Consider the following 11,757-nt stretch of genomic DNA (forward strand, 5'->3'; position numbering starts at 1 on the left):
GTTAAGGACGAGATAAACATGTGCCTGGGCAAATATTCCTCCAAGCATCATGGTGCTGTCAGATCATAAACCAGTTTCCACGGGTTTTTTCATATTCCTTATTGGCAATATCTGAAACGCCACAGACCACTTGCAACGCGCCTGTTGCAGCGCCGTTGCATGGCAAGAAATTGAAACAAATCGTTTAGAATAAAGCATGCGCCGCCCTCCCCAACCTCCGCTCGACCACCGCGACAAACCCGTCATCTGGACCGTCTCCGTCTCGCGGTTGTTCGACCTGTTCCGCGACATCACGCTCGAATACGACGATCTGGCGACGATCGAACCGATCAACCTGGGCTTCGACGACGCCGTGCGCCACATCCGCGAACGCATGGCCACCGAGCGCTGCGACGCCGTCATCGCGGCCGGCTCCAACGGCGCCTACCTGAAAGGCCGGCTGTCGGTACCCGTCATCATCGCCAAGGCCAGCGGCTACGACGTGATGCAGGCGCTGGCGCGCGCGCGGCGCATCTCGCCGCACATCGGCGTCGTCACCTACCAGGACCCGATGCCGGAACTGGCGGAATTTGCCGCCACCTTCGGCTTCCAGATCGCGCAGCGCACCTACGCCACCGAGGAAGACGCGCGCGCGCAGATCAATGAACTGAAGGCGGCCGGCGTGAAAGCCGTCGTCGGCGCGGGCCTCGTCACCGACCTGGCCGAGGAAGCGGGACTGGCCGCTGTCTTCGTGTATTCGGCCACGGCCATCCGGCGCGCCTTCGACGACGCGCTGGAACTGGCGCGCCTGACCCAGATCGAATCGACGCGGGGACGCCGCGCGGTGGTGGCCGACACTCTGCGCGCGCGCCACGGCCTGCACGATTTGCGCGGCGAATCGGAAGCGATGGAAGCGCTGCGCCAGTCGGTGGTGCTGTATGCGCGCTCGCCGGCGACGGTACTGATCCAGGGCGAAACGGGGAGCGGCAAGGAACTGGTGGCGCAGGCCATCCACCGCGAAAGCCCGCGCAGCCTGGGCGCGAACCGGCCCTTCATCGCCATCAATTGCGGCGCCATCGCCGAGTCTCTGCTGGAGTCGGAACTGTTCGGCCACGAGGACGGGGCCTTCACGGGCGCGCGCCGGGGCGGCCATGCGGGCCTGTTCGAAGCGGCCAACCACGGCACCCTGTTCCTCGACGAAATCGGCGAAATGCCGCTGGCCCTGCAAACGCGCTTGCTGCGCGTGCTGGAAGAGCGCGAAGTGGTACGCGTGGGCGGCACGCGCCCCATCGCCATCAATGTGCGCATCATCAGCGCCACGCACTGCGACCTGGAGCAGCGCATCCGCGAAGGCCGCTTCCGTGCCGACCTGTTCTACCGCCTGGCCGTGCTGCGCCTGCATTTGCCCGCCTTGCGCGAACGCGCCAGCGACATACCCGGCCTGGCCGAATGGTCGCTGAAAAACGCGCTGGCCGCGCTGGGCGCCCGTCCGCACCCCAACCTGCACGCCGAAATCCAGGCTTGCGCGCCGCTGCTGCGCCGCTACGACTGGCCCGGCAACGTGCGCGAACTGCGCAACCTGGCCGAGCGCCTGGCCCTGTTCCTGGCTGCCGAACCGCTGCAGGCGCTGACACCCGCCTTCGTGCTGGGCGTGGCGCCGGAACTGGCCAGCGCTGCAAGCGCGGCAGCACTGCCGCCGGCACTACAGCCGGCGCCGGCAGCCGCAGCTGTCACTTCCGCGACGCGCCTGGAAGAAGAAAGCGCCAGCGCCGTGCTGGCGCGCTTCGGCGGGCGCCGCGACGCCGCCGCCCATTACCTCGGCATCAGCCGCACCACCCTGTGGCGCCGCCTGCGCACCGGCTGATTTTTCAACCATACCAACAACACCATGGACGACTGGCCTCAGCTGCACGAGTTATGGCAACGCTGCACGACACATGGTGGCGCAAGCGGCAACCAGGGACTGGCGCGCGACCACCGGGACATCAAGGCACTGTATGCGCGCGGCATTTCCATGGAAGACGCCATGCAGTTCCTGTTCCAGGAGCGCCCTACCCTGGAAGCTTTCCAGACGTGGCTGGCTGGCCGCACGCGCGTGCGTCCGGCGCACGCCGCCAGCGCGCACCAGGACGTGCTGTCCGCCGCCGAGTTGCGCCATTTCGAGGAGCACGGCTACCTGGTGCTGCGCGGCGCCGTGCCGCGTACGCAGTGCCTCGCCGCACAAACGGCGATCTGGGACTACCTGGGCGCCAGCCCCCATGATGCGGCATCGTGGTACCAGCCGCACCCGGGCAAGCGGGGCCTGATGCTGCAGTTTTCCGACCATCCGGCCCTCGAGGAAAACCGCCACAGCACGCACATACGCCACGCCTTCCAACAACTGTACGGTACCGGTACCGGCATCTACGCCAGCATCGACAAGGTGAGCTTCAATCCGCCCGAAACACCGCAGCACCGCTTCCTTGGCAGCGCCCTGCACTGGGACGTCAGCCTGCAACAGCCGGTTCCGTTCAAGCTGCAAGGCATGCTGTACCTGAGCGACTGTCCCGCGCAGCATGGCGCCTTTCACTGCGTGCCCGGCTTCCAGCACCGCATGGCCGGCTGGCTGGAGCAAGTGCCGCCGGGCCGCCAGCCGCGCGAATGGGCCGTCGACAATTTGCGGCCCGTGCCCGTCGACGGCATGGCCGGCGATTTCATCATCTGGCACCAGGCCCTGCCCCATTGCGCCACGCCCAACCGCGGCCCGGCGCCGCGCATGGTGCAGTACCTGACCTACCTTCCCGACCATTGCCAGGACCAGGATGTGTGGATCTGAACCGCTCATCCCGTCCTGCCGCCGTTCATCCCGCGGCGCTGGCTGCCGGCCCCCTGCGCCGCTAGCATGGTCGTCAAGGAGGAACACATCATGAAACGAACGATGCAAAAACTGCTTTTACTCGGCACCTTGCTGGCGGGCGCCAGCCAGGCCGCCGCGCCTGCGGCCTTCACGGTCGACGTCACGGGCCAGGGCCGCCCGTTGATCCTGATTCCCGGCCTGGCGTCGTCGGGCGAAGTCTGGCAAGGCACGGTGGCGCGCCTGTGCGGTCCGCAAACCGCGCGCCAATGCCACGTGCTGACCCTGGCCGGCTTTGCCGGCGTGGCGCCCATCGCAGGCGACCTGCTGGCGCAAGCCGAGCAGCAGCTGGCCGACTACATCGTGGCGAAAAAACTGGGCCAGCCGGCCATCATCGGGCATAGCCTGGGCGGTTTCCTGGCCCTGAAATTGGCCATCGACCATCCGCAGCAGACGGGCAAGCTGCTGATCGTCGATTCGCTGCCGGCGCTGGGTGCGGCACAGCTGCCATCGAGCACGCCGGAACAACTGCAAGCCATGTCAAGCCAGATGCAAGCGGCCATGCGGACCCAGGATGCGGCCAGCGCCATCACGAGCCAGCGCCGCACGGTAAGCGGCATGGCCAGCGCGCCGGCCGATGTGGAACGCATCATCGGCTGGGGCCAGCGCTCGGACCGCGAAACGGTGATCAAGACCATGGGCACCTTGATTACCAGCGACCTGCGCCAGGACGTGGCGAAAATAAAATCGCCAACCCTGGTGCTGGGCACCTGGATCGCCTACAAGGATTACGCGCCGCGCGCCGCCATCGAAGCGACCTTCCAGCAGCAGTATGCACAGCTGCCCGGCGTGCAGATCGCGCTGGCCGACACGGCGCGCCACTTCATCATGTACGACCAGCCGGACTGGATGGTTGCACGCATCGAACAGTTCCTGGACTAGGCGGTGAACCTGCCCGTGCACCGGCCGCCGCTGCTGGCCAGGATCAACTGGTACTGGACCTTCCAGCTGGCTGGCTGGGGCGCGCTCGCCCTGTTCAACAGCGTATATGGCGGCTCCTCGCAGCTGCGCATCGTCGTGGCGATTGCCTGCTGGGGCTCGCTGGGCGGGCTGCTGCTGTCGCACCTGTGGCATGGCGTCCTGCAGCGGCGCGGCTGGGTGGCGAGCGGCATGCGCTGGACGCGCGTGCTGCCATCATTATTGCTGTTGGCCGCCATCCAGACGGCCAGCGTGACGGCCGCCTTCCACCTCATGTATCCACCCGATGTGCTGCGCGGCCTGGCCTGGCTGCCTGGTGCGCTGCTATTCTGGTTCGGGGTATTTTTGACCTGGACGGTATTTTACTTTACCGCGCTGTCGCTGCGCCGCGCCGCCCACCTGGAAGCGGAAACCCTGCGCCTGCAGCTGCATGGGCGGGAGGCGGAACTGCGTGCCTTGCAGGCGCAAGTCAATCCGCATTTCTTCTTCAACAGCCTCAATAGCGTGCGCGCGCTGATCTTCGAAGACCGCGACGCGGCCGCGCACATGATCGACCAGCTGGCCAACCTGATGCGCCACGCGCTGCAGTCGGGCCAGCACGCCACCGTATCACTGTCGGCCGAACTGGACGCCGTGCGCGCCTACCTGGCCATCGAACAAATACGCTTCGAGGAACGCCTGCGCGTCAGCTTCGTGATCGAGATCAGCACACCCGCCCTGGAACACGTGCGCGTGCCGCCCATGGCCGTGCAAACGCTGGTGGAAAACGCCGTCAAATATGGCGTGGAAGCGAGCGCCGATGGCGGCGACATCCGCATCGCGGCGCAGCGCGGCACTGGCGTGGACATGCTGCGAATCGAGGTGGCCAATACGGGCCAGCTGCGCGGCGCGTCCGGCTCCACCGGCATCGGCTTGCGCAATGCGCGCCAGCGCTTGCAGCTGGCCTGCGGCGAGCGCGCCAGCCTGGCCTTGCGCCAGGAAGCGGGCTGGGTGTACGCCACCATCGACCTGCCGGAGCCGCCATGAACGGAGCGCCGCTCAAGGTCATGCTGGTCGATGACGAGCGCCTGGCACGCGCCGAGCTGCGCCGGCTGCTGGCGCCGCATGTGCAGCACGGCGCCGTCGAGATCGTGGGCGAGGCGGCCAGCGCGGCCGATGCCGTCGCGCAGATCAGCAAGCTGCGCCCCGACCTGCTGCTGCTCGACGTGCAGATGCCGGGCGGCTCCGGTTTCGACCTGCTGGCCGCGCTCGATGAGGCGCCCGACGTCATCTTTTGCACGGCCTTCGACCAGTACGCGCTGCAGGCGTTCGAAGTGAGCGCCCTCGACTACCTGCAAAAACCCGTGCAGGCGGCGCGCCTGGCCACGGCGCTGGCGCGCGCCGGCGCGCGGGCGCAAGCCGTGCCGCCGCCCGCGCCGCGCAAGGTCTTCATCAAGGATGGGGAACGCTGCTGGTTTGTCGCGTTTGACGATATCCGCCTGCTGGAATCGGAAGGCAATTACACGCGCGTGCATTTCGGCGCGCAGCGGCCGCTGATGCTGCGCACCCTGAACCAGCTGGAAGAAAAGCTCGATCCCGCCCTGTTCCTGCGCGCCAACCGGCGCCAGATCGTCAACCTGGCGCAGGTGGCGCAGCTGGCGCCGAACGCCGCCGATGGCCTAGCCCTGCACCTGCAGGACGGCAGCGTGGTCGCGGTGTCGCGCCGCCGCGCGCAGCAGTTCAAGGCCGCCTGCGGCCTGTAACAGCCTTACTTCAGCGCGGGGATAGGCTGCGCCTGGAAGGCGGGGCGCGGCTGCTCCTTGAGCTTTTTCGCCAGCATGTCGAGCGCCACTTCCAGCTGGCGGTCGGCGCCATTGAAGGTGGCGTGCGGCGGGTTTTCCACCTCCACGTCCGGCACCACGCCCACGCCTTCGATCAGCCACTGGCCATCGATGCCGAACTGGCCGTTCTCCGCCACGCGCGCCATGCCATTGTCGGCCAGGCGCGTATTGTCGCTGAGCCAGACGCCGGCGCCGGCCGTGCGCTTGCCCACCAGCGGCGCCAGTTTCAATGCCTTGATGCCGGCGGCGAAGGTCTCGCCATCGGAATACGTGAGTTCATCGACCAGCACCACCAGGTGGCCGCGGAAAGTGTTCTGCATGTTCGACGACGGCTGCACACCCGGAGGCGCCCAGTAGGCCCAGGCCTTGCGCAGCAGTTTTTCAATGATCCAGCTGTCGATATTGCCGCCGTTATTGCGCCGCACGTCGATGATCAAGCCTTCGCGGTTGATGTTGGCGTAAAAATCGCGCGCGAACGAGGCGATGTCATTGGCGCCCATGGCGCGCAGGTGGAGGTAGCCGATGCGCCCCTGCGAGGCGGCGGCCACTTGCTCGGCGCGGCTCAGCTCCCAGTCGCCATAGCGCAGCGCCGTCTGTTTCGCCATGTTGACGGGCGTGACGATGACCGCGCGCGGCGCGCCTTTGCCACGTTTGACTTGCAGCAGCACCTGCTTGTCGGCCTGGTTCAACAGCAGGTCGCTGATGTCGCGCGCAGCCAGCACGTCCTTGCCGTTGACGGCCGTGATCACGTCGCCCACTTTCACATCCACGTCGGGGCGCGACAGCGGTGCGCGCGCCGAGGGCAATTCCGCTTCGCTGCGGTAGACATGCTCGACCCGGTAGCCCTCGCTGGTGCGCGCCAGCACGGCGCCCAGGCCGGCCGGCGTTCCCTCCTGCTCCGTGCGGCGCAGTTCGCCGGGGCGTATCTGCGAATGCAGGGCGCCCACTTCGGCCACCATCATGCCCAGCACGTCATTGAGTTCGGCCCGGTCCGTGACCCGCTCGACCAGCGGCGCATATTTGTCGCGCGCCGCCTTCCAGTTCACGCCCCGCATCTTCGCGTCGTACAGGAAGTCGCGGTGCAGGCGCCAGGCGTCGTTGAACATCTGCTTCCATTCCAGGCGTGGATTCGACACGAACGTCCAGTCATCGACCTTGACCTTGGCTTTCGACAGGTCGGCCGGCAGCTTGGCGCCCGCCTCGATCACCAGCATCTCGCCCGGGCCGGTGGCCGTGGCCGTGCGGTAGTACAAATGTTTTTTATCCTGCGCCAGGTCGAATTCGCGCACATTGGCCACCAGCAATTCCGGCTTCGAGCCGGTATTGCCAATCGCTAAGGTCTTCAGGCTGGACTTGTTCTCGCCGCTATCGCGCTCGAGGAAATACAGGCGCTTGTCGTCGGCGGCCAGCGCGCTGTAGTTGCCCGCCGCCAGCGGCACTTCATACAGGCGCTCGGCCAGGCCCTGGCTGACGATGGCCGGCAAGGCGGCCGGCACCTTTTTCACGGCCGACTTGCCGCCGGCCTTTTCCAATGCCTTTTCCGCCGCCTGTTCGGCCGCCTTTTCATCGTCCGTCTCGGCCGGCTTGACGCCAGGACGGCTCAGCTCATCGTCGGGCTGGAACGGGAAGCGGTTGCCCGGCTGCAGCGCCAGCGCATACACGCCGATGCGCTTGTCGAACACGGGCCCCATGTTGCGGTCGCCCCACGGCGAGCCGTTGGCCAGCTGGAAATTGCGCGCCGACAGGAAGTACAACCACTTGCCGTCGGGCGAAAACACGGGCGAACCGGACGTGTAGCGGTCGCTGGTGACGAATTGCAGCTGTTTCGATGCGAGGTTGTACAGGCCGATCTGCTCGCGCTGCTCGTTGCTGGCCACGCGCACGATGGCCAGGTTGCGGCTGTCAGACGACCATTGCACTTCGTCGTGCTTGTCCACGCCCGCCTTGCCCGCATCATCGATCAGCTGGTTGCCCCTGGTTGCCAGGTCCAGCAGCCAGAAGCGGCCCTTCTTGTCCGTGTGGGCCAGCCAGCGCCCGTCCGGCGACGGATACAGTTTCCAGCGGTGGTTATCGCCCTGCGTCGTCAGCTGCTCGCCCTTGCCCGAGCCATCGGCGGCGTATTTCCAGATTTCATTCTCGCCGCTCGTGTCGACGATGGCGAAGACGGATTTCTCGTCGCTGGAAAAAACGGCGTCGCGCGCCCGCGCCCCGTCGGGAATGGCAATGTCGACTCGGCGCAGACTACCCGTGCCGGCGATGCTGACCTTGCCGCGCGCCGTGAGGATGATGCGCTCATCCTTGCCGGAGAGCTGCACATTGGAGAGGGTGTCGAGCGGTGAACGGATCTGGCGCGCGCGCTGCTGGTCGAAGTCGGATACGAGATTGATCGGCAATGGCGACGAGTCCGTGCCTGCCGCCAGGTCCAGCACCTGCAGGTCCGCGCCCAATTGATACACGATCTTGCCATCGCCCAGCTGCGCATTGCGCACGTCCCACTGCGTGTGGGTTGTCAAGGCACGGCGGTCGGAGCCGTCGGGCAGCATGCTCCACACATTGTCGCTGCCGCCCGCGTCGCTGATGTAATACACGCGGCCCTGCCACCACATGGGGCGCTTGTTGTTGCCCGCCAACACGGCAGGCTCCGCATGCATGCGCACGGCCTCGCCCTTGCCATCGAGCTCATAGCGCCACAGGGTGGCATGCGCGCCGCCCCGGTAATTGCGCACATTGTCGTTGGTCATGGCCAGGCCGAAACGCGTGAAGAACAGCGTCTTGCCCGCGTCGTCGAGCACAGCGTCGTTGGCGTCGGCCACGGGAAATACGCGCCGCGTCTGCTTCACGGGATCGATGGCGGCGACGATGCGGCGCGAAGCGGGACCATCCGTATTTTGCGTGCTGACCAGCACTTCGCCCTGCGCCGTCCAGCCCAGCACCAGCACGCCGCCATTGTCATACGAAATGCGGCGCGGCAAGCCGCCCGCCAGCGGCATCACGTAGGCTTCCTGCGCGCCTTCATAGGCGGCGGAAAAGGCCAGCCACTGGCCATCGCGCGAAATCGCCGCATTCGTCTCATAGCCGGGATGCGTGGTCAGGCGCTGCGCCGCTCCACCGCGCAGATTGCTTTTCCACAAATCGCCTTCGGCCGTGAAGACGACGGTATCGCCGCGTACGGCGGGAAAGCGGAAATAGCTGCCGGCAGGCGCGGCAGCAGCGTCAGCCAGCAGGCCGGCGGACAACAGAAGCAAGGCAAGAGTGCGGGAAATTTTCATGTAGGCATCCAGATAGCGGTCAGGGCGATGAGGCGGCATGGACATCATGTCGATACCGGACAGCAATTCTGGCATAACTACGACCAAAGAAAACCTTCTTTATTGCCCACAAAGACGTAAAAAAACCCGCGCCACTTGCGTGGGCGGGTTTTTCGTTGACGGCAGGAAGTTTATTCGACTTCCACCGTTTCCGGCGCAGCCGTCGGCGCCGCGTCTGGCGGTTCCGGGAATTCCAGCAAGACCTGGTCCTTGTCGTCGAGGTCGACCGTGACACGTCCACCGGTGACCAGGCGGCCGAACAGCAGCTCGTCGGCCAGGGCCTTGCGGATCATGTCCTGGATCAAGCGCGCCATCGGCCGGGCGCCCATCAGCGGATCGAAACCTTTCTTGCCAAGGAAAGCACGCAGCTTCTCGGTAAACACGGCTTCGACCTTTTTCTCGTGCAACTGCTCTTCCAGCTGCATGAGGAACTTGTCGACCACGCGCAGGATGATTTCCTGGTCCAGCGCGCGGAAGCTGATGGTCGCGTCGATACGGTTGCGGAACTCCGGCGTAAACATGCGCTTGATGTCGGCCATCTCGTCGCCAGCCTGCTTCGAGTTGGTGAAACCGATCGACGTCTTTTGCAAGCTTTCCGCACCCGCATTGGTCGTCATGATGATGATCACGTTGCGGAAATCGGCTTTGCGGCCATTGTTGTCCGTCAAGGTGCCATGGTCCATGACTTGCAGCAGGATATTGAAAATGTCCGGATGGGCTTTTTCAATTTCATCGAGCAGCAAGACCGCATGCGGCTTCTTGGTGATCGCTTCCGTCAACAAGCCGCCTTGGTCGAAACCAACGTAGCCCGGCGGCGCGCCGATCAGACGGCTGACGGCGTGGCGCTCCATGTATTCCGACATGTCGAAACGGATCAGCTCGATACCGAGGATAAAGGCCAATTGCTTGGCCACTTCGGTCTTGCCGACGCCGGTCGGACCGGAGAACAGGAAGGAGCCGATCGGCTTGTCCGTCTTGCCCAGTCCGGCACGGGCCATCTTGATGGCCGAAGCCAGCGCGTCGATGGCGGGATCTTGCCCGAACACGACATTGCGCAAGTCGCGGTCGATCGTCTGCAGCTTGCTGCGGTCGTCCTGGTTGACCGTTTGCGGCGGAATGCGCGCGATCTTGGCGATAATGTCCTCGATCTCGGCCTTGCCGATGGTTTTCTTTTGCTTCGACTTCGGCAAGATGCGCTGCGCCGCGCCCGCTTCATCGATGACGTCGATCGCCTTGTCGGGCAAATGGCGGTCGTTGATGAAGCGCGCCGCCAGTTCGGCCGCCGTCGACAGGGCCGAGGCCGAGTATTTCACGCCATGGTGCTCTTCGAAGCGCGATTTCAATCCGCGCAAGATCTGCACGGTTTGCTCGACGGTCGGCTCGTTGACGTCCACTTTCTGGAAGCGGCGGCTCAAGGCATGGTCTTTCTCGAACACGCCGCGGAATTCCGTGTACGTGGTCGCGCCGATGCACTTCAACTGGCCGTTGGCCAGTGCCGGTTTCAGCAGGTTGGACGCGTCCAGGGTGCCGCCCGACGCCGAGCCCGCACCGATGATGGTGTGGATCTCGTCGATGAACAGGATGCCGTTCGGATTGTCCTTCAACTGTTTCAGCACGGCTTTCAGGCGCTGTTCGAAGTCGCCGCGGTATTTGGTGCCGGCCAGCAAGGCGCCCATGTCCAGCGAATACACAACGGCATTCTGCAGGATTTCCGGCACATCGCTTTGCGTGATGCGATAAGCCAAGCCTTCGGCGATGGCCGTCTTGCCCACGCCCGCCTCGCCGACGAGCAGCGGATTGTTCTTGCGGCGGCGGCACAGGATCTGGATCACGCGGTCGACTTCTTCCTCGCGGCCGATCAGCGGGTCGATCTTGCCTTCGGCAGCGGCCTTGTTCAGGTTTTGCGTGAACTGGTCGAGCGGGCTTTCCTTCGGCTGGCCGTCGACAGGCGCTTCTTCCACGCCTTCGGAGGCTTTCGCGCTTTCCGTCGACTGGTCCTTGCGCACGCCGTGCGAAATGAAATTGACCACGTCCAGGCGCGTTACGCCCTGCTGGTGCAGGTAGTAAACAGCATGCGAATCCTTTTCGCCGAAGATGGCCACGAGCACATTGGCGCCCGTGACTTCCTTCTTGCCGTTCGAGGCGGACTGGACGTGCATGATGGCGCGCTGGATCACGCGCTGGAAACCAAGCGTCGGCTGGGTGTCGACTTCGCCCGTGCCAGGCACGGTCGGCGTGTTATCGCCGATGAAATTGGTGAGGGTCTTGCGCAGGTCTTCTATATTGACCGCGCAGGCACGCAACACCTCGGCAGCGGAGGGATTGTCCAGCAGTGCCAGCAGTAAATGCTCAACCGTGATGAATTCGTGCCGTGCCTGCCGAGCTTCGACAAACGCCATGTGCAAACTTACTTCTAATTCCTGCGCAATCATACTTCCTCCATCACGCACTGCAGGGGATGCCCCGCCTTGCGCGCATGCGTTAAAACGAACTCCACTTTGGTACACGCTATATCTTTAGAGAACACGCCGCACACTCCTTTGCCGTAGCGATGAACACTGAGCATGATTTGCGTCGCCGTTTCACGGTCCTTGTTGAAATACTCCTGAATGATGGCCACCACGAATTCCATCGGGGTGTAGTCGTCATTGAGCAAGGCCACCTGGTAGAGCGGTGGCGGCTTCAGCACTTGCCGCTCCAGCAGGGTTTCTGTGTCGTGCTTGGTTGCCATACGCTTATTCTAATGCTTTCACAGTGGTTGTCATGCGCAATATCTACGCCTTTCCAATTGTTTTCAATCTTACGCGTTTTCTTAATAGTGCGCAGATGGCGACCTTGC

The 11,757-nt window shown here is 64.6% G+C and carries 8 protein-coding genes; 5 read left to right on the forward strand and 3 right to left on the reverse strand.

Annotated elements, in window-relative coordinates:
• Positions 1 to 196: 196 nt before the first annotated feature.
• From prpR to ASN89_RS13780, 5 genes are all read left to right on the forward strand, one after another.
• Positions 197 to 1,843 carry a propionate catabolism operon regulatory protein PrpR gene (gene prpR / locus ASN89_RS13760; protein ID WP_046682575.1) on the forward strand — a complete coding sequence of 549 codons (1,647 nt, stop codon included), beginning with the start codon at positions 197 to 199 and terminating at the stop codon, positions 1,841 to 1,843.
• Between the two features lie 24 nt (positions 1,844 to 1,867).
• Entirely contained in the window at positions 1,868 to 2,794 is a 927-nt protein-coding gene (locus tag ASN89_RS13765) for a phytanoyl-CoA dioxygenase family protein (protein WP_058049646.1), read from the forward strand.
• A gap of 90 nt (positions 2,795 to 2,884) precedes the next feature.
• Positions 2,885 to 3,754 carry an alpha/beta fold hydrolase gene (locus tag ASN89_RS13770; RefSeq protein ID WP_058049650.1) on the forward strand — a complete coding sequence of 290 codons (870 nt, stop codon included), beginning with the start codon at positions 2,885 to 2,887 and terminating at the stop codon, positions 3,752 to 3,754.
• A 3-nt stretch (positions 3,755 to 3,757) separates the two neighbouring features.
• The gene (locus ASN89_RS13775; RefSeq protein WP_235501967.1) at positions 3,758 to 4,816 is read left to right on the forward strand and encodes a sensor histidine kinase; all 1,059 of its coding nucleotides are present in this window, start codon (positions 3,758 to 3,760) and stop codon (positions 4,814 to 4,816) included.
• Positions 4,813 to 5,532 carry a LytR/AlgR family response regulator transcription factor gene (locus ASN89_RS13780; protein WP_058049647.1) on the forward strand — a complete coding sequence of 240 codons (720 nt, stop codon included), beginning with the start codon at positions 4,813 to 4,815 and terminating at the stop codon, positions 5,530 to 5,532. The genes ASN89_RS13775 and ASN89_RS13780 overlap by 4 nt, the downstream gene beginning before the upstream one ends.
• 5 nt (positions 5,533 to 5,537) lie before the next feature.
• On the opposite strand, the gene ASN89_RS13785 is transcribed toward ASN89_RS13780, so the two are convergent.
• From ASN89_RS13785 to clpS, 3 genes are all read right to left on the reverse strand, one after another.
• Entirely contained in the window at positions 5,538 to 8,879 is a 3,342-nt protein-coding gene (locus ASN89_RS13785; protein ID WP_058049652.1) for a S41 family peptidase, read from the reverse strand.
• Between the two features lie 170 nt (positions 8,880 to 9,049).
• On the reverse strand, positions 9,050 to 11,350 hold the full coding sequence (gene clpA, locus ASN89_RS13790) for an ATP-dependent Clp protease ATP-binding subunit ClpA (RefSeq protein WP_034751575.1): 2,301 nt from the start codon (positions 11,348 to 11,350) through the stop codon (positions 9,050 to 9,052).
• Positions 11,347 to 11,649 carry an ATP-dependent Clp protease adapter ClpS gene (gene clpS / locus ASN89_RS13795; RefSeq protein ID WP_034751577.1) on the reverse strand — a complete coding sequence of 101 codons (303 nt, stop codon included), beginning with the start codon at positions 11,647 to 11,649 and terminating at the stop codon, positions 11,347 to 11,349. Before clpS ends, clpA begins: the two co-directional genes overlap by 4 nt.
• Positions 11,650 to 11,757 lie beyond the last annotated feature (108 nt).

Origin of the sequence: Janthinobacterium sp. Ant5-2-1, assembly GCF_001445815.1 — a bacterium.
In the GTDB taxonomy this organism is placed as follows: Bacteria; Pseudomonadota; Gammaproteobacteria; order Burkholderiales; family Burkholderiaceae_D; genus Janthinobacterium; species Janthinobacterium lividum_E.